Below are 20,422 nucleotides of genomic sequence, written 5' to 3'. Positions count from 1 at the left end.
TTCTTTTAAAAACCCTATCCTAATCGGATAGGGTTTTTTGTTTTAAACCCGTTTGTGTTTTAAAATTGGGATTTCTTCTGAAAACAAAACCTCGGTTTTATTGTAGAATGCATTAAGATGTGAGCGCTATCGTTTGGAAACATCTTAAACTTCTCAAAAGCAAAAGATGTGCTAAGAGTTCGATCCCAATGGAAAATGTTTAAATGATTCTATTAGAGAATGATTTTTTTTACTGAATATCAGGTATTTATAAAAGAGGTTTAATTGATTTATTAATAGATGCGATGAAATTTATGCACTAAAATTTCTCATTATTAACATCATTTATAAACTGAATAACTCCTTTCATAAATACTTGTTGATCATCCCACATCGCTAAATGACTTCCATTAGGACAATATAAAAAACGTCCTTTTTGAACTAATTTACTTTGTTCTTCCATCGCTTTAGGATCCATTGTATCGTATTTAGCACCAATCATTAATGTTGGAATTGAGATTTCTTTTAGACGATTTTTTATATCCCATTTTGCTAGACGACCACTTATTCCGAATTCGCTTGGGCCTTGCATCATAGTGTAAATCTCTCCATTCATATGCTTACTAGCTCTATTTAAGCCATCTGGCCATTCTTTTAGTCTGCATAAATGCTCTTTGTAAAAATTAGGAATTAGTAATTCCATATAGCGTGGATTTGTAAAATCTTTTTTAGATTCTAATGCTCTTATTTCTGCAAGAATTTCAGGTTTCATTTGTTTCGCCAGAACTTCATCAGCGTATTTGCCATATTCAGGTGCACTTGCTACCATATTTGAAACTAATAAGCCTTTCATGTTTTTTTGATATTTTAATGCATATTCCATTGCCAGGATTCCTCCCCATGAATTTCCTAAGACATAAAAATTATTATTATCTGCTCCAATAGCTTTTCGAACTTGCTCTACCTCTTCTACAAACCGTTCAGTTGTCCATAAAGTGCTGTCTTTTGGCTGATCACTGTAATATGAACCAAGTTGATCATATTCATAAAATTCAAAGCCTTCACGCTGAAAAAATGTTTCAAAACATTCCATATACTCATGTGTCATGGCTGGGCCACCATGCAACAATAGTATTTTTATTTTAGGATTGTTTCCAAATCTTTTTGTCCAGACTTTGAAGTTTCCTACTGGTGTTTTGATTGGAATCATTTGCACACCAGCTGATTCAATAGTATTTTTTTGATTATAAGTAAAATAATCTGAGAGTGTTTCTGAGTTATTTTCTTTTTTACATGAAATGACTAGAAGAATAGTTGCTAAGAGTAGTATTGGTCGCATTTTTTAAAATTAAAAGGGTTATACTTTTGATTTTTTTTAACTAAAATACGAATTTAAATTAGATATAGTTTATATTTTCAAATGTGCTATTTTGAGGCGAAGATGGATAAAATACTTATAAAGAAAAGCCCGATATAATATCGGGCTTTTAATGACTGGTAGAATTTGATTCCTTCTCTTAATTTCTTTTACTTAAGATTAATTTACTTTTGCTCGGTAATTGTGGACTGATTAAGTTTAATGATTCTGATTTTTTTATTTGTATTATCTGATAAAAAAACTCGATCATTAAATAGTGCGGTACTGACAACAGTTCCAAATGGATTTACTCCCATAATGTCGTTGGCATTTATTCTTGGTGTATATTTTTTATTCATAAACTCTTCTTTAGGATAAAGACGTAAATAATTTAAACTTCCAACAGTTTCTGTTGCGATAGTCCAATTTTCACTAAAAGAAATAGCAAGAGGTTTGGCATCAGAAAAAGGTTCTATTGTTGGTTTTATTGGCTCTGTAAGTGAATTTACTGCATTAGCCTTAATATTTGCAATATCGTAATACAAATAACTTTTTGCATCTCTTCCTGCTACAACTAAATTTCCTGTTTCTATATTCATAGAATAGATTTGGTCAAAACCATTTAGGGTATTCAATTTGGCTATTGGATTTAAATTCCAGTCACTGGTTTCGGTAATTTGTGATGTTTCAAAAACTTTAATCGATGTTTCTTTTTCTTTCACAAATATCAATCCGTCTTTTACAGCAACTCCAAAAACATGTACAAAGGTATTCCACCATTGACCATTTCCTACTGTACTAATTCCGGTATTTGTAGTTTCATCAAAGACAAAAAGTCTTGAATCGACACTTCCTAAATAAATACGTCCTTTGTCAATACAAACAGAAGAAAGTTTAGTAAGTGGAATTATAGTTGTGCCCTTAGTATAACTCGAAATTGTTTTGATATATTTTAAAGTTGAAGCATCAAAAATTTCTAATACATCACCATTACATATATATAATTTATTGTTTGAAACGGTGATACCTTTTGGATCAAATGATCCGGTTCCGGTTCCAATTTCGCTTGCTGTAATTGCTGCCTCATCTGTAGGATAATAATAATTATAAGTTGTGCCGTTATTTTCTCCGTCAGAATCTTTGCTACAATTAGTGAAAAGGCAAAGTAATAATAGAATAAATGGTATTTTATTCATGGTGATTTTATTTTTTAGTTCCATTTTCCTTCTCCTTTATATTTTACTAAAAATGGATTTTTTTGATCGATTGCAAAAACAGGCTTTTTATAGGTACTTGTCAGATAGTTTGTTTTTGTGTAAGTTTTGAGTATCTCCGGATCTGTAAATAGAAGATCGTTTAGATATATCAGATATTTATAAAAATGAGTTAACATTTCTTGTTGGCCGCCACCTTCGCCACTATTAGCTAAATTACTGCTGTGACTGTAACCACTGTGATGAGAATATTCATGTGACCAAACAGACATCTCTCCTTTCCAATGTCCGGTAACATAACCAGATTCCCATTGAGAAGCTAAAGGACCTCCGCCCCAGGCAGAATCTCCACCAACCATTGCTATATAAAGTGATCGCTTATCAATATAGGTTGTATAAACCTGTTCGATTTGAGTTTTGGTTAAATAATCATAAACTCCATCGACATCATCAACATTCCCATGCCAATTGATTGCCCCATTTATACCAGTTCCCGCTGTTGCGGCCTGTTCTTTTTTGTATCTGTCAAAATTGATAAATGTATCGTAGTACAATGGATGACTAATAGCATATGAAAAATTGAGAATCATGGTGATGGCTTCTTTAGCTAAAACGGGATTCATTGGTAAATATTTACCAGGTTCGTTCAGATGGTAAGAATCGCTAAACTGAACCAAGCGTGAAGACTTTATTTTTTTAAATTTTGCAAATAAAGGATCGCTTGATTCAACTGAAAATTCGATACCACCCGAAGAAAATCCTTCAATTTTATCTATCGTAACAGGACTTCCTGTTTCAGATAAGTAATCATTTTTTGCTGCAGTTAAAGGAATTTGATGGAAGGAACGATGAAAGGCAGGGATTTTTGAAAAGCTGTAAATTACAAATCGCTTATCGTAGTTGGGTAGTTTGGCATAGATTTTTACATCTGTAAGCCCGACTGGAGAATACAATGAGATTTGAACTGAATCTTTTCCTTTTTGTATAATTTGTAATGGTTCGTTTACTCTAAACCAACGATCGTTTTTATTATACATTTTTGAAGAACTTTCTGCATCTTCAAACATTGTCATTGGTTTGTTTCCAGCTGGTAAATTCGTAGCATCAATACTTGTTGAATAATTTGGTTTGTAGTTTTTATCATTATTTTCATCTTCACAGCTGGTAAAAAAGAAGACATTTGCTAATAGCAAAATACTAAACAGCCAATTTTGGGCATTCTTAATCATGTAGGTTAATTTAATTTAATTTAATTTTAAAAGAAATATTTTAAACAAAAACAAATGTCATAAAAATTTTGTTAAATAAAAAATTGGTTGAAAGTTTTAAAAAACAAGTATGATTTAGACAACAATATAGTTTTGGTAAGTTTATTCGTATCAATAAAGCTTTGAATGTTTAAATATTAGAACTATGATTTTAAGAATTTTATTGATGCTTTTTGTACTATAAAAGCAAAAGCCACTCTGTTTATGGAATGGCTTTTTTATTTTAGATGTCTTGTTCACGAGTGGGACGCTCCCGCCAGCAGGGGATTTAATTAATTTTGATATGCCCTACTGCAAATTATTTTATTATTACAGAGATATTCTATAGTTTCTCTTCATAACATTTCATCCTCGGTTCAAAAATTATAGGTGGATTATCACGTCCATATTCAGGCATCTTACCTAAAACATCATGAAAATCAGCATTTTCGTTTTTAATGATAGCATTATTGTTATCGCCAAATAAAAGTACTGGAATTTCTTCAAATTTGGAGTAACCGATGAACTTGTTAAATGTATCTGGTCGGTTGCTTTTAAAAATATCATAATCGGTTTTTGAAATACATAATTCATCTTTATTAGACATTTTTTTAATAATTACCAATAAAATTGGAAAATTATACTTACTATAATTTATACTATCTATTAATACCTCACTAAGCGATTTTTCTAAATTAGAATCTTTTATATAATGAGTACTCTCCAAATTTAGCAACTCAGTATAAGAAATATTCTTGTAACTAGAATCACAGCTGCCTACTATTATTATAACCATTAAAATGATAGTTCTAAATGTTAATTTTTTCATTTTCATCATTATTAAAATTTTACTGTAGTACCCATATTGTAAATGTAATTTGTAACACGTCCTGGATACCATTTATCAAACCAAGTTTTCATTTTAATATCATTCCCTCCATGAGCATTGCTTTTTCCATCAACACCTGAAGGCGTTAGTGAAGAGCCATTTGGGTGACTATGTGTGAATGTATATTTAATAGTGCCATTTTCTTTTAAAAAACTAGTTAATAAGTCAACTCCACCAAATTCAGTATCCGTCATTGAACTAGTTGCTATATATGATTCTTTTGAAGATGTTATTATAGACCATTCAACATTTGTATTATAGGCAAGAAAATTGAACAATTGTTTAATATTAACATTATTACTTCCAAAAAAATATCTGTAATTAACAGATTTAGACTGTCCTTTTTCTCCTCCTATTTCTCCATTAATAATATTTTTGTCTACATTCATGGTTTTGGAAGTTCGCTTACCTTTATCATCCAAAGCTATCAGGACATCATATTCCTTACCATTTTTATCTTTATAAACCTTTTGATCAGCACGATTTACATGACCATTTTTATCTACTGTATAAGTATCATCATCTTTGGCACCTGTGCTAGAATGTCTGTCTGACCAAGTTTGATGTCTTCCATTTACATTCTGACTATTATGCACGTAACTATTTTTAGCTTCCATTCCGTCAGGATCAATAAAATAAACAGGATTATTAAGAGCATAAGTATAAGGGGAAAAACGTCTAGATGTTTCTGCCAGTGGGTCAATATTCATCCAACGCCCCAGCGCCGGGTCATAATTACGTGCTCCATAATCATATAAATTCAGCTGATTACCAGAAATATTGTCATCTTGGAGTTCCTTACCGTTGTACTTATATTTATTATCTACACCATTTATAGCACTATTATATCCTTTTAGAGTCAATCCAAAGACATAGTAATTGTTTTCCTGCACGATTTCAGAGCTGTTTACTGCTCCATTATTATCCTTGTCCTGGTAACTTAAACGGCTGTTGCCTAAGTGATCTTTGTATTGGTAAACATAATTAAAAATTCCGGCACTATAAGCTACATATCCTTCAGGATGAGAGAATTGTTTTAAAGTATTATTTTCATATACAAATGGTCCTGCATAATCTGTACTACCCCCGGTGCTTATTGTTTTACGTTGCTTAACACCTGCTGCATCATAGACATAATTGATAGTACCACCACCTAAAGAGACAGATGTCGGAAGGTTTAAATGATTATACGTTATTTCAGATATGCCTTTGTTGACATCGGTTTTCATATTTCCATTCAGGTCATAAGTGTATTCTGTAGCTATGTTGCTGCCATTACTAAAGCCTTCCGTACTTCCTGACGTGTCTTCCACTTTTGTAAGCTTATTTCCCGCATCATAAGTATAAGCCAAGTTATCCATAGTACCGAATGTGGTCGCAGCTGGATTTGTATTTCCTAATCTTAAAATACTCATGATATTTCCGTTTTTATCATAAGTTAGCCCTTCATTGTATCTTCCGGGACTGCTAGCGGAGTTATCTGTAGCCTGCGTCAACCTATTTAAATCGTCATAAGTGTACGTATAATTTTTTAAACTACTGTCTATATTGGACGTTTTCCAAAATGTTTGGCTGATATTTCCATTAAAAAGAGGAGTTCCTGAAGTTGGGGTATTGTAATTGATCTGGAAAGCAAACAAATCGCTACCTACAGCATTTACATCATTAATATTCTTTAGCCATCCACGTATGTTGTAGCTATAATCTATATTTTGAAGACGTGACTGTGTTATTTTACCTCCAACACCTTTGGTAGCCAGTTGTCCTAGATTATCATATGTATTACTTGTAATTACTTCCTGAGGCAGATTATTGATTGTTTGTTTTTGAGTTAACAAACGTCCGGTATGATCATACAAATAAACATCCACTAGTGTTATCAGGGCATCAGTTCCTTTTTGATTGGTACTTGTAGTTTCCATAACTTTGCCCGCAAAATCAAGCTTTATTTTCATATTGGCAGTAACAGACAGATAATTGTTTTTGCTGTAGTTGTAAACAGGTCTTCCTTTGGCATCATAATAAATAACATTGGTAGTCCAATTTGAAGTGCCTAATATACGCACTTTCGAACAGGTGTTTAACCCTTTTGCGTTTGTAATAGGAGTGATTCCATAAGATACAACAGCACTTCCACCGTCTAAATCTACATTATTGTAGTCATCGTAATAGTTTATAGTGAACAAATCAATTCCTGTATTTGGAAAAGCATTGTTAGAATAGTTTACATTAGTTCCGTATATTGCTATTGCAGTACTTTGTTTATTTTCAAATATGGTACTGGTTCCATTTGCCAAAGTCTGAACAGCAGCCCTTGAAGTCTGAGCGGCATTAATATATTCACCCGTATATATAGGTCTGCTGAAGGCATCGTATTTAGTAAATATCCATTTGTTGGAACTTCTTAAATTAGCATCCTGAGAAAGGATTGGTCTGTCCAATTTATCATATACAATATATTCCCAGTCTTTTCCAGGTAGTTTTTTTTCCACTAGACGGTTTTTGTCGTCGTATTTATACTGATAACATAGATCATTCAGAACTAAAGTAGTTATGGAACCGTCTGCTTTTGGTGGAAGCACATAAGTCAAGTTTCCAAAACTATCGTAAATGTAATAGGTTTCATGTGCAGTATTTATAGGAGTTTGGTTTACAATTGAAATCCCGTAAGTTTTTTTAAGTACTACCCGACCTTCCTTATCTTTAAATTCTTCTGTTGTATTATTGGTGCCAGAAGTCCAGTTCTCATTTTTTACAACTGTTTTGTAAAGTTGGTTTACTCCATAAAAAATATTTCCTGCGCTGTTTCCTAAGGCAATGTCGTAAATTCCAGATGATGCATTCCATGTTGTTGAAGCAGTAAAAAGTTTAACATTGTCTGCGGCAATATTGGCCAGATAGTCCATTTTTACTTCATGTCCAGAGTTCACTGCCCAGGCACTCCCAGGAGCGCCTTGCAAAAGCACACGGTTTAAAGGAGAATCTTCAAACTTTTTTTGAGAAAACGGGTTGGGAGCGCCACTGTTAATATCTGCAGCATAGTTTGAAATATAATAACTATTAGTGCTGACATCTGCACCAGTTCTATAAGAAGCCACTGCGCCTACTGAAGCCAGATAGGGAAGATAATCCTTGTCCTGCCTGCCAAAACCATCATAGCCAATATGGGTTGCAATATCCTGTTTGGAAGGTGATGCTTTTATGGCAATGTTTTGCATTGGTCTGCCAAGGCCATCAAAATAGCTGATGGATTCAGCTACATCACTATTGCTCGAAATTCCGGCAGTGCTTGTCATGGCAGTCTGAAATTTTCGGGTATAAATGTAATTTTCATTGCTGAAATTTAATGGAATGTAAGCATCTGAATTAACAGTTGCTAAAAATGTACTTCCAGATTTAATCCACGTTGTTGGTTTCAGAACAATGCTTTGCGTAGCAAGCAGGGTTTCAGTACCTGTAACGGTATAATCGGTTTTAATTATATTGTCAGGTGTCTGTGCTATTGCTTTTGATGATATAAAAACCAATAATAAAGCGATATGTTTTAATATATTTTTCATCGTGCTATTAGTTTTTATAGTGATATTGGTTTTCAGAAAGCAGGTTGCCTTGGGCATCTTTAACGAATTGCAATCTACCTGCAGTGTCATAAGTGTAAGTGATCATATCTCCTTTAGGATCTGTAATGGTACTGACACCCAGAAGCGGAATATAGGTATATGTGGTGATCATAGCACCAGGCAGAGAAGATCGTAATGTATTAAGAGCCGCAATTAGGCTGGCCTCAGTTCCCGTGTTTGAAATATTCTGCAGATTTGCAACGTATGCTGAAACCTGAGTAAAAGTTGCGTTTTCTATTTTGGCAATAGGCTGAGTTTTATTATATCCCCAGATAATGGAAACTGGAGTGCCGTTTTCAAGAGAATATTCCAGTACGTTTCCATTCCCGACCGAAACCCCGTTTACAAGATCAGAATCATATAAATTAAAACTTATTTTGCGATTGGCAGCACTAAAAGGGAAAGTCTCGACAGTTCCTTTTGAAGAGTGAATTTCTTTTGGCAGAAGTGCATTTCCAGTAGATGTGCTTTCTTCATATTTGGTTATGGACTCGGAGGTCTGTACATTGCTGACAAAAGTTTCCGTTTTAACAGGTTTGTTAATTTTGTTTTGGGTTACCAGTTTTTGCATTTCTGTAGTTTGGCCAGCTGAAACCAAATCCTGAGGATAACTCAGTTGTGTTCTCAAAATTTCATTTTTACTGTTTGTAGTTTCCGTTTTTGTTACCTGATAATGCGCTGGATTTTCATAACCATAAGTAGTTGTTTTTTGGTTTGTAGGGTTCTCATTGGCGTCGTAATCTGTTTCAATAGTGCTTATAATTTGTTTTTTACCTTGAGAGGTCTGTCCAACTGCATAATAAAATTGTCCAGAATGAAAATCATTAGACTGATTGTATGGCAAATTGAAAGAACCAAGATTATCTCCCGGAAATACTTGAGAAGGGAAGTTGTTAAATACAATATTGTAAGGTAATGTCGATTGTGCCAATATTGTGTATTGATTAGCAATGCTGCGAATTATTTTGTATGTGTTTGCAGTTGCACCAGCCTTGTAAATATTTGTTTTTAATAGTGATCCGCGATTCCATTGATCATTTTTATAAAAATTGAAATCGGCTAGAAAACTTAAAGGAAGCGTTATATTAGCGACCATATTTCCAGACCCATCGGTTAAATTTGGATTAAAGCCTGGACTTTTAAAAACTGTTGGAAGACTTGCGGCACTTATATCAAATATACGCTCTGAAGGAATATTTTGAAAGAAATATTCTGTTTTACCATTGTTTTGATTAGTATTGGTATTGAAATCAAATTCAGTAACTTTTCCGTATGTAATAGCAGGGGATCCGCCATTATTATTATCAAATATTGAAGAGGTTGAGAAAATTGGCAGGACATCAGACTTAGCATTTTGAGCAAATACCCCTCTTACAAAGCTCCCATTTCCTTCTCTTACAATTACATTTGGGTCTTCATATTGAAATATTTTAGAGAAAGAAGGAGTGGTAAGTTCTTTTCCATCATAATTTTTAATTGAAACGATACGTAATCCTCCAATAAGTTTTACTGTTGGAGTAGTAACACTGCCAGAATTTTCTTTCCAAGAGGCAGTAATAGTAGTTAAAGGACATCCGTAAGCGCTAATTTGACCAGATCGATATTCTGCTGCATATAGTGAGTGAGTAGAACTTCCAAATTCTCTTGAATATTCAAATGAACCTCCAGTTGTAAAAGGTAATGGTCTTTGAAAAGTTTCACTATCATATTTCACATTTGTAGTTCCTCCTGATTCTTGTGTAGCCGCCATAAAGGAAATATTTAATTTTCCACTTCCCGAAACATAATTTACAGGAGTAAATGTTGTGCTTTTTGTATTTGGACCATAATTTGCATTACAGCCGCTTCCATAGGCAACCACTGAAGCGCTTCTAGAAACAATTGTTGGTGTGGTTACATTTTCTGTATATCGATTTGTTTCATACTCAAAAATAGAATAGCCTCCCTCAGGGTAAGTAATTTTTTGTAAGATACCTGATTTCATTAAATTTTCATCTGAACTTCTGTTTCCATTTCCGACTGTGAAAACAACATTTTGAGGTGCAAATTCTGATTGACGCCTTATTATTGTGGGAGGTGAAAGGTTACCTGTATTGGCATTAATATATCCCCAATAATCTTTTTTGGTAGTTCCTCTTTCAGGTAATTGAGTACCTTCATATTCAAATTTATGACTGACACCAAGTAGATTATTTGTTATTTGATTTAATTTTAATGATTTTGTTCTTCCTTTAGTATTTTTTTCACTATAATAGCTTGAGGGTATATTATAACCCGTTGTAAATCCTCCATATCTTGAATAGTAATCATAAACAAATCCATATTCTTGAATCAAAGTTTTTACAATTCCTTTTAATGAAAATACACTTATTTTATCCAGCTTATAATCCTCAATTAGATCTATTCTGTTTTGAGTAGAAGAAAATTCAACTATTCCATTGTTAAAATTAATTGAGGTTAAAAATTGTTTATTAGAACGCGTTATGTCAGGTACAATTGATTTTAAAGCTGGTGGATAACTGGACGTAATATTATTGTCTACTAATTGTTCTCCTACAATTATTGCATAATCTGTGGTATTGTCAAGCAGTTTGTATTTAAAATATACAATATCATTTGGACTTTTACTGTTTGCGGGAATAATTTCAGTAAGATACCAAGATGAAACATAATCAGGTTTATAAATATCTGAATTGTTGTGTATAATTTCATTAGCATTATATCCATCCAGACTCTGTCCAAAACGATATGTTGTTCCATCATCTTTAATTATTTCTAAAGTTAATGTATTAATTAATAATTTGTTGTTAACTGATGATGTTCGAACTATAGTATTTTGTAAATCCTTAAATACAGCTTGATTATTTACGAAATAAAAAGTGCCAGATAATCCTGGAGCATTAACAATAAACTCATCATAAGCAGAATCACTTCCTCCTCCTGTCCAATAAGGATTAAATTGATTGTATAGAGTATTATAACCAACGGCAGTAAAAGGTGAATTCGCTATATTTGGTATAGCATTTCCATTATCAGGAATTCCTTTTACATTTCTGACAACAGCTCCACCGGCATTCAAATTCCAACCTAAACCAACCCATGAAGCAAGTTCATCAAGCTGGATACCTGCACTATTATAACTAATGTCAATTGGAACAGTGAGTTCTTTAGTTTTAATAGTATAAAGTGGAATACCAATATTAATTTTTCCGGTAGAATAATCAACGGGAAACAGACCCTGTTTAGCAAAAGAGGCTGCATTAGGACTTACAGGAAAATAATTCGGTATATCTTTTGTTACTTGAGAAAATACTGAATTTGTAAATAAGGCAATTAAGTAAAATAATTTTAGAGTAGTTGTTTTAGGCATATTGTCGCTTTTATAAGGGTCTCTGTGTTTAGTTTTTTTGTAAGAAAATACAATTTTAATCAATAATTTTTGAGTTTGACCTAGTTTGATTAATTAACTATTAACAAAACTATTCTTAATTGTTAATAAGGATGCTTTAATGATTTTTGTGACATAATTATGAAATCGCACTACTCAATTGAAACATAGGCAAATACATAGCAACCAATAAAACAGCCACCAAAACTCCGACAAAAAGAATAATAAAAGGTTCTAAAACTGTAGTCATAATTTTAGATTGCTGTACTACTTCCTGATTGTATTGTTCGCTTAGTTGTTTGAAGACATATTCGGTTTGGTTGGTTTCTTCGGCTACTTTTACAAGGGAGATAATTCGGTTATCGAAAAGCGGCGTGTTTTTTAAACTCGAACTTAGGCTGTTCCCTTTTAAAATACTTTGTTCAACTTGTTCAAGTGCTTCTTGCAGTGGCACAAAATGAATCATTTTTTTGACCATTTGTATACTATTCAATAAAGGAACTTTGGCAGTTGTCAGCAAAGTTACAGCCTGGGTAAATTGTGCCAGATAAACCTTTGTCATAAAAGTGCCTAACACCGGAATTTTAATTAAAAAGTAATGTAAGGTTCGTTTGTATTTAGCATTGTCTTTAAAGAATTGTGTGGAGAAAACAAAAGCAGCAATAGCCAATAAAAAATAAATTCCATAGGTTTTTGTTGCCACAGATAATTTTACGATTATCTGAGTTAAAAAAGGCAATTCCATATTGTTTTGTTTGAAGATATCCTGAAACATGGGAACCACATAACTCAACATAAAAACAACAACCAAAACCGCAGTACTTAAAACAATAGAAGGGTAGGTAAGTGCTGCCACGATAATTCGTTTTTGCTCATTTTTTCGTTCAAAGAAATGACCGAGTTCATTACAAACTTGTGCTGTTGTTCCGGTTTCTTCACCAATTTGAATGGAATAATATTCGTATTCTGTAAATGATTTAGAAGCTGCTAAAGCGTCAGAAAATGGTTTTCCGTTTACTACTTGATTTAGTATCGACTGAATCAATTCTTTATCGGCATTTTTCTTTAATGATTCTACGATTAGCGATAATCCTTCTTTAAAACTTACTCCGGCTTTTAACAGGACAGCAAGTTCCTGATAAAAAGCCTGTTTCTTTTTATTATTAAAACTTTCTCCAAAAAAAGTAATTTCTTTTTTCAGTAGCGCTTCAATGCTATTCGGACTTGTAGGCTGAATTGCTTTTTTATTTGGGGTATTTTCTATTTTAAAGGCCATTTTCCTGATTCATAAAAAGGGTTACATCATTTTTTTTAGAAACAAAAATTTGATAGTCGGGAAGTTCTGTTTCTGCCCATAATGTAATAGCATCAACAGTTCCGGCTTTTATTTCTTTTCCTTTAAAAAAAACTTTATTTGGGTTAATCTTCAATTTAATAGTATCCAGATTTCGCATTGTATATTTTTCCTGAAAAGAATACATAACAGTATCTATTTCTGAGGTCATTATTAAAATTTGCTTTTGATCGTCATATATTATTTTATGAGGTTCATTAAAGTCTTGCCACAGTTTTTGTTCGAAAAGAACTAATGTGCTCGTTTTTTCAAAATTGGTCTGAATCGTATGAATTTGCTTTTGTACCAAACGTAAAACGCTAAATGCCATTCCTATTACAATAGCTGTAATAATCATAACAACTAATAATTCGGCCAGTGTAAACGATTTTAATTTTCCTGCTGCCATAGTACTTGTTGCTTTAGTATTTCTTTTTTTGAAGCATTGTTTGTTGCTTCAATTAAAATCATCTTTTTTGATGCGACCGCCTCGAGATTGATGTTAATATTCCAACCTTTATAATCTTCCTGATAAGGTAATTTTATAACATTATTCTGAATTTGATATTCAAGTTCATTCATTCTGGTTTCAATAGCATGCGTGTTTTTAGAAAAAGTATTCAAAACCAAATTATTCAAAACCAGACTTGCAATTACAAATATGATTACAATGAGTACGGTAGCCACAAGAGCTTCTATCAAAGTTGCTGATTTTACTTTTTTTAGTATAACCATTTCAAAACTGTTTTAGGTTCCTGTTCCAGAATTATACCTCCATAAATTTTTGGTATAGTTTCGTTTTCAATAGTGGCATTGTAGACATGATTCATAAAAATAGACCCCGATTGATTGGCTACAAATTGTTTGGTGTAAACGGATCCCGAAACAGTTCCTCTTATTTCAAAGTTACCATTACAATATACCTGACCTTTTATTTTGGCTTCTTTTTCTAAAACAATCTGAGTTTGAAAATCTGCAATTTCTTTGGTTTGAAGATAACATACAGTTCCTCTAACAATACTTCCTGCATCAATAAAAATTTGATTGTCAAATGGAATTGTCGAAATTTCATTAGCACTATTTTTGTTGTCCTGAGAAAGCATCAAAGCCGACGGATAATTTAAATTGCATTTTTTACCCATTGTAATTTTTTTCGAGGCCAACGCCTGAAAACTTCCCGTTGTTTCATCTTCAATTTCTATAATCGGCGCAATTAAAATTATATCTGTAAGTAATGCTGTTTTTTTAATTTTAATTGAAGTTTCTGATTTAATAATAATATTGCCGGAAATAATTTTATTCTCCAATACAATTGGATTTTGAGAATAATATCCTTTTGTCCTGGATTTAAATAAATTGACTATTCTGGAGTTTGAATCTAAGTTTATATAATCTTCTTGATTTTCAATTTTGTATATTTTAATATAATTGTCGAGAGTTTCTAAAACCGTTTTTTCAGGCTTAGGTAATTCTGCAGTACTTTTTTTAATTACTCCATAAATAAGCTGAGAACCATAATAGCTGTTTCCTGCTATATAGCCTGAATTTACACCTTGAATTGGCAAGTATGCAATTCCTCTGATACTTGTAGTTCCAACAACGGTTAAGGCATTATGTGTTTCTTTTAAAAACAGAGTAGGAGAAAGGTCAGCATTTATAAGAGACCCAATTAGGGCAGTTTTGATGAATTTTTTTTTGCGGAATTGCGTTACGACAATACCTTTTTGAAAAATTCCCCATTGTGATAAGTTGGTTTTTATAGATTGATTTTCTTTTTTGATAAAATCAATTTGAACCGTATCTAAATTAAGTTCTTTTTGTTCTAAGAGTGATTGAATACCAATATCAGCCAATTGAATATTTTCGATAGCCCCTTTTGACTGTTCTTTCATATAAATAAAAGTATAGGCATACAGTATTAATCCCGTCAAAAGAAGCGCGATTAATACCGCTATAAAAACAGTAAATTGTAAGGCACCCGATTTAAGTTTTAGCTTTAGTTTCAATCTTGAAGCATTATAAGATTTAAGTTGCCTTTGTATTTAACATAAATAGATTCCTTATCCCCGCTTTTTAAGAAAATTTCATTTTCAGTATCGCCAATTTTCATGTAGTAATTTTTATTATCGATGATAATCATGAAAATTTTCTTTTTTTCTTTCGAATCTGATATCATGCCTTTGTAGAGAATAGTGGGCCACACTAAAGTCTCTTTTGGTTTTGATTCTTTTACTGTTTTAGAAGATTTTGCTTTAGTGTTTGATGCACTTTGTGGAGCATACATTTTTCCTAAAAAGGGATCTCTATAATTGACATTAATAGCAAAAGATTCTTTTTTATTAATTTTTAGTGGTTTGATAGTGAATTCTGAATTGTTTAAAGCAGGTATTTCATCTGATTTTGTAAAAGAAAAAACCTGATATAAAACCGCACCCCAAACAAACAATACAAGAGGTAAAAGAATATATATGTTTTTTTTATTTTTCATTGATAGCTTATTTTCGGGCTAATTCATTTTCTAGTTTTGTCACTCGCAAAACTAACTCTTTTAAAGATTCAATTTCTTTATTTTGCACTTCAATTTTTTTGTTTTGCTCGATGCTGTATAATGTTAATTCTTCTATTTTCTTTAATAATCCCATATTCATTTCGGCTAACATTAATCCATTTTTTTCAATTTCCTTGGCTGAAGGTATTTCAGGTAAATGGTTGTTTTCTTTTATATAAGTTTCCACTTCTTCCAATGATCTTAATTTATAATCATTTGCAAAAACATAATCGGGTACGCTCATAGGACTTTGAAGATCAACTTTGACTTCTTTTGTATGTATGGTACCATTTACAGCCAACTTTGTATCAGGAATAACAGTGCCAATTCCTATATTTCCATTAACATCAATATGAAAGTATGGTGAACTTTGATTGTCAGTCCAATTATAAATAGAAAAACTAGATTGTGTTACCATGTTTGCACCAGAACTTACTGCCCAAGTTTTACCAGCAGGATTTCTTAAAAATATTTTTGTTGTATTTGCATTAACACTTACACCACCTACACCAATGCTTCCTAGTACATCTAATGTATATTCCGGCGTATAAGTTCCAATACCCACATTACCTGTTATTCTGGATATATTAAATAAAGATGCTGTTTCTACCGTTGCGTTAACTCCAAATAGCGATAGTACGCCGGTTGAATTGTCGGTTTTAAATCTAAATCCATATGAAGAAGAATGATATCCACGCTCACCTATTCCTAACATAACTGCTGTTCCAACTCCTGCTGTTAAATCTGAAATATCTACTCTTGCGTTTGGTGTACTTATTCCAATACCGATATTATTATTAGAAGATACTCCTTGAATTGTACCAGTTGGTGTATAAATTTGAGCATTTACATATGCTATAAAAAGGAAAAATACTAAAGTAAATTTGAGTTTCATATTATTTATTTTAATTTTTGTTCAATTTGGTACAATCTTTCTAAAATACTTTTAAAAGATTCATTTTCCTTTTTTAATATTTCAATTTCATTTTTAGAATTTTCAATTTCTAAAGTTTGTAGCGTATTCTTTTTTTCTTGTTGAATTATATAAAGGGTAAGCTCTTCAATTTTCTGAAGCAGTTTCGCATTCATCTCGCCCAAATTAATTCCGTTTTTTAAAACTTCTTCTTCGCTTGGAATATTTTTCAAATGACCTTTTTCTTTGATATGTTTTTCAACTTCCTGAAGTGTTGGTAAATTGTATTCTTTTTTGAAGACATAATCTGGCCATCCTAGCATATCTACTTTTACTTCTTTTGAATGGATTGTTCCATTAACAGCTAGTTTTGCATCTGGAGTTGATGTGCCAATACCAATATTTCCGTTTACATTTATAGCCATTTTTACACTTGAGTTTGTTACGAAATTAATTCCGCCGTGTGCACCTCCAGCATGATTGTTTACAATATTAAGATCAAAGTAGGTTCCAAAACGACTGCCGGCATTAGTATAGCCGGAATTAACTTCAAAATCGCAGGTATTATGATAACCAAATCTTACTATACTGCTTCCACCAGTTCCTGAGGCAAATCTTGTCAGGGATGCAATGATTTCATTATTATCTGCTATTGATGATTTTGTAACTTCAAATTTTGCTGTAGGAGTTAAAGTGCCAATTCCTATGTTTTTATCGCTAGTAATTGTTAAAGCTGATCCGGTTGCACCGTAATCAATGTCAAAAAAAGCTAGACTACCATTATCTCGGGATTTAAAATTCCAGGGACCACCAGTATGACGATATGGTACAAGTGACAAACGTACGATTTCACCATCTGCAACAGTAGATATTTGATTACCTATTTTTAAACTTGTGTCAAAATTTAAGTTACCAGTTGTCGGATATGTATTTTGAGCAAAATTTGTTTGTAGTGAAAATAGCGAGACTAACAAAAGTAATTTTTTCATTCTTCTATTTATTTTGGTTTAATTTTAATAGTGATATATCTTTCTTCATTTCTTTATTTTCTTTTCTGATTTCTTCATTTTCCTTTTTCATTTCAATCATATACAAAGTCATTTCCTCAATCTTCTGTAATAATTTAATATTCATTTCAGATAAATTAATGCCATTCTTTTTCATTTCATCAGCAGAAGCAATTTCAGGTAAATGTTTGTTCGTTTTGATGTATTTGTCAACAGAATCCAGAGAAGGTAAATTGTAGTTGTTTTCAAAAACAAAATCAGCGCCGGCGTCTACGGTTACTTTTACTTCGCGAGAATTTATGTTTCCAGCAACAGTAAGTTTTGAAGTTGGATTTGTGGTACCAATACCAACATTTCCAATGCTATTGATTCTCATTTGCTCAGCCCAATTACTATTGCTAACACTTTTTGTTGCAAAAACCATATCAGCACCCGGATTCGAACTTGTAGAGTTTTCGGTAGTTATTACACCTAGATACGCCACTGATTTATTGCTGGCATTTGGAACGGCCCAGGTGATACTTCCTATAGAGCTATTTGCAATAACTGATCCTGAAGATATTACAATATGAGATTGAGAGTGTATAGCAGTATTGGGATTATATATTTCAAGAACTTTATTATTTCCACCATGTTGATAAAAAGATGGAGTAGGAGTTCCTAGCCCTAAGTTACCACTAATATACTGGTCACCAATAAAACTATTACTCCCCCTAGTTGCTAATTCTATCCAAGTGGGATTATTAGGCTCAAGTCCTCCAGCAATTTTTCTAAAAAACAATCGATCATTCATTGTATAAGATGAGGATAGCTGTAATTGGTGATTATTTGCATCATTAGAATGTCTTATTACAAATAAATGTTGCCATCCATATACTTGTGTGTCAGGATTCAATCCAATTGGTAGCGACCCCTGATAAGCTCCTGATTTTAGCGGAGCTGAAAAATCTGTAATTTCTATAGCGCGGCCATCACCAATTTGTTGTGCAGATAAAATTGAAGTAATAAAAAGAGAAGCTATAATTATTGTTATTTTCATGTTTTTTTATTTAGAATAGAGTTTAGTTTTCAAAATTTTTATTTCTTCATTTTGTCTTTCATTTTCCTTTTTCATTTCAATCATATAAAGCGTCACCTCCTCAATCTTCTGCAAAAGCTTTATATTCATTTCAGATAAATTAATTCCATCTTTTTTCATTTCTTCAGCAGAAGCAATTTGAGGCAAATGTTTATTTTCTTTGATGTATTTATCTACAGAATCCAGAGAAGGTAAATTGTAGTTGTTTTCAAAAACAAAATCGGCTCCGGCATCTACAGTTACTTTTACTTCACGAGAGTTTATGTTTCCGGCAACGGTAAGCATAGATGAAGGGTTTGTAGTACCAATACCAATTCTTGCCGCATCGAGAATTAAGGGTTGATTGCCTCCACCTGTACCGATAACAACAGGATATTGATTACTAATGAAAGTAGGATTAGAAAAGTAGTGTTTAATTGAAAATTGTCTTCCATCTCCAGGGCCTATTCTAATGGGATAGAAATTTGAAATACCATAAACTGTTAAAGGCGCATCAGGTGCAGAATTTCCTATTCCTACGTAACCGTTAGTGTTTAAGTGTAATTGATTAAAATTTTCAACACCATTAATTTGAAAAGTATGCATGTCAATATTTGCATTCCACCCTTTGCTTATTATTCGCGAAATTCCATTAGTATTTAAATCAAATACCAAATTTGAATTTAGTTTTTGTAACTCTAAAGTTCCAGTAGGTGAGGGAGTTCCTATTCCAAAATTTCCCGAATATATAAACGAGTTTCCTCCATCTTTAAAAAACACATCATTACCAATGTAAGTTCCACCCGTGAAATCTCCTCCATAATTTAATGTTAGAGTATTATTTGGAGCATGGACTAATGCTCTCCCTCCAGAGCCTCTTTCTGTAAATCTAAAAGTTATATCGGCTAAACCATTATAGGAAAAAATATTAGTGCCATTGGGAGAATTAATCTGTGAAAAGGCGCTCGTTGCAATTAGAGTACTGATTAAAAAGTATATTTTTTTCATTTATTTTTTAATTTGATATCTTTTATTTCTTGTTTTAATTCTTCAATAGATTTATTCTGTTCAATCATATAAAGAGTCATCTCCTCAATCTTTTGCAAAAGTTTGATATTCATCTCAGACAAATTAATTCCATCTTTTTTCATTTGATCAGCAGAAGCAACTTCAGGAAGATGCTTGTTTTCTTTGATGTATTTATCAACAGAATCCAGAGAAGGTAAATTGTAATCTTTTTCAAAAACAAAATCAGCACCGGCATCTACAGTTACTTTTACTTCACGAGAATTTATGTTTCCTGCGACAGTAAGTAAAGAAGTAGGATTCGTAGTACCTATGCCTACATATCCATTTCCTTTTATAATAAAAGGAGTGGCATAACCAGCACCAATATCTCTAACCCTAAAGTAACTGCTTCTTGCAGCATTTTCTGCAGTTCCAAAAGAGCTTACATCGATAGTAAAAGCATCTATTAAATCTTGGCTTCCCGGAACACTTAAATTAATTCTTGAAGTATTTAGCGTTTTTGCTGTAAAATCAGTAGTTGGGTTATTTAAATTTCCTGAATGCCATATTTTATTCCACCCTTTCCATTCATAGTCCCATCTGCCCAAGTAAAAGTCATTCGTTCCGACACCATTTACAATACTCGCATAATTGTTTGTATCAAACCCAAAATTTAAACCTTGATAGTAAATCGAACCTAGATTATTGTTTGTTGGAGCGACAGCGATCCATTGTCCATTTATTCCTGAAAAAGACTGTAAATTTGTTTCTACATTTAGTAGCGGAAAATAAGTTTGTGCTTTTGCGAAAAAACTAAATAATCCAAATGCAATTATGGAAAAGGCTGTTTTTTTAGTCATTT

The 20,422-nt window shown here is 32.4% G+C and carries 16 protein-coding genes; all 16 read right to left on the bottom strand.

What is annotated here, in order from left to right; translation table 11 throughout:
* Positions 1-298 precede the first annotated feature (298 nt).
* Positions 299-1,318, bottom strand: a complete 1,020-nt coding sequence (locus AC1RRN_RS20635) for a proline-specific peptidase family protein (protein ID WP_492969109.1) — start codon at positions 1,316-1,318, stop codon at positions 299-301.
* Positions 1,319-1,521: 203 nt separating this feature from the next.
* The gene (locus AC1RRN_RS20630) at positions 1,522-2,532 is read right to left on the bottom strand and encodes an NHL repeat-containing protein (protein ID WP_492969108.1); all 1,011 of its coding nucleotides are present in this window, start codon (positions 2,530-2,532) and stop codon (positions 1,522-1,524) included.
* A gap of 14 nt (positions 2,533-2,546) precedes the next feature.
* Positions 2,547-3,779 (bottom strand): hypothetical protein, encoded by a 1,233-nt coding sequence (locus AC1RRN_RS20625; RefSeq protein WP_492969107.1) that lies wholly within the window; start codon positions 3,777-3,779, stop codon positions 2,547-2,549.
* A 361-nt stretch (positions 3,780-4,140) separates the two neighbouring features.
* Positions 4,141-4,626, bottom strand: a complete 486-nt coding sequence (locus AC1RRN_RS20620) for a hypothetical protein (RefSeq protein WP_492969106.1) — start codon at positions 4,624-4,626, stop codon at positions 4,141-4,143.
* Between the two features lie 11 nt (positions 4,627-4,637).
* On the bottom strand, positions 4,638-8,246 hold the full coding sequence (locus AC1RRN_RS20615) for a DUF6443 domain-containing protein (protein WP_492969105.1): 3,609 nt from the start codon (positions 8,244-8,246) through the stop codon (positions 4,638-4,640).
* 7 nt (positions 8,247-8,253) lie between these two features.
* The gene (locus AC1RRN_RS20610) at positions 8,254-11,676 is read right to left on the bottom strand and encodes an RHS repeat protein (protein WP_492969104.1); all 3,423 of its coding nucleotides are present in this window, start codon (positions 11,674-11,676) and stop codon (positions 8,254-8,256) included.
* Positions 11,677-11,833: 157 nt separating this feature from the next.
* Positions 11,834-12,970: a type II secretion system F family protein gene (locus AC1RRN_RS20605; protein WP_492969103.1), complete on the bottom strand. Its 1,137-nt coding sequence runs from the start codon at positions 12,968-12,970 to the stop codon at positions 11,834-11,836.
* On the bottom strand, positions 12,960-13,436 hold the full coding sequence (locus AC1RRN_RS20600) for a PulJ/GspJ family protein (protein WP_492969102.1): 477 nt from the start codon (positions 13,434-13,436) through the stop codon (positions 12,960-12,962). The genes AC1RRN_RS20605 and AC1RRN_RS20600 overlap by 11 nt, the downstream gene beginning before the upstream one ends.
* Positions 13,418-13,762: a hypothetical protein gene (locus AC1RRN_RS20595; protein WP_492969101.1), complete on the bottom strand. Its 345-nt coding sequence runs from the start codon at positions 13,760-13,762 to the stop codon at positions 13,418-13,420. Before AC1RRN_RS20595 ends, AC1RRN_RS20600 begins: the two co-directional genes overlap by 19 nt.
* Positions 13,750-15,033: a hypothetical protein gene (locus AC1RRN_RS20590; RefSeq protein WP_492969100.1), complete on the bottom strand. Its 1,284-nt coding sequence runs from the start codon at positions 15,031-15,033 to the stop codon at positions 13,750-13,752. Before AC1RRN_RS20590 ends, AC1RRN_RS20595 begins: the two co-directional genes overlap by 13 nt.
* Positions 15,030-15,515: a hypothetical protein gene (locus AC1RRN_RS20585; RefSeq protein WP_492969099.1), complete on the bottom strand. Its 486-nt coding sequence runs from the start codon at positions 15,513-15,515 to the stop codon at positions 15,030-15,032. Before AC1RRN_RS20585 ends, AC1RRN_RS20590 begins: the two co-directional genes overlap by 4 nt.
* Before the next feature lie 7 nt (positions 15,516-15,522).
* Positions 15,523-16,470: a hypothetical protein gene (locus tag AC1RRN_RS20580; protein ID WP_492969098.1), complete on the bottom strand. Its 948-nt coding sequence runs from the start codon at positions 16,468-16,470 to the stop codon at positions 15,523-15,525.
* A 5-nt stretch (positions 16,471-16,475) separates the two neighbouring features.
* Positions 16,476-17,477 (bottom strand): hypothetical protein, encoded by a 1,002-nt coding sequence (locus AC1RRN_RS20575; protein ID WP_492969097.1) that lies wholly within the window; start codon positions 17,475-17,477, stop codon positions 16,476-16,478.
* A gap of 4 nt (positions 17,478-17,481) precedes the next feature.
* Positions 17,482-18,534: a hypothetical protein gene (locus AC1RRN_RS20570; RefSeq protein WP_492969096.1), complete on the bottom strand. Its 1,053-nt coding sequence runs from the start codon at positions 18,532-18,534 to the stop codon at positions 17,482-17,484.
* 6 nt (positions 18,535-18,540) lie between these two features.
* Positions 18,541-19,560 carry a hypothetical protein gene (locus AC1RRN_RS20565; RefSeq protein ID WP_492969095.1) on the bottom strand — a complete coding sequence of 340 codons (1,020 nt, stop codon included), beginning with the start codon at positions 19,558-19,560 and terminating at the stop codon, positions 18,541-18,543.
* Positions 19,557-20,420: a hypothetical protein gene (locus AC1RRN_RS20560; RefSeq protein ID WP_492969094.1), complete on the bottom strand. Its 864-nt coding sequence runs from the start codon at positions 20,418-20,420 to the stop codon at positions 19,557-19,559. The genes AC1RRN_RS20565 and AC1RRN_RS20560 overlap by 4 nt, the downstream gene beginning before the upstream one ends.
* Positions 20,421-20,422: the final 2 nt, after the last annotated feature.

Source organism: Flavobacterium sp. GW821-FHT11G01 (assembly GCF_058808175.1).
This window is presented reverse-complemented; position numbering and strand designations above follow the sequence as displayed.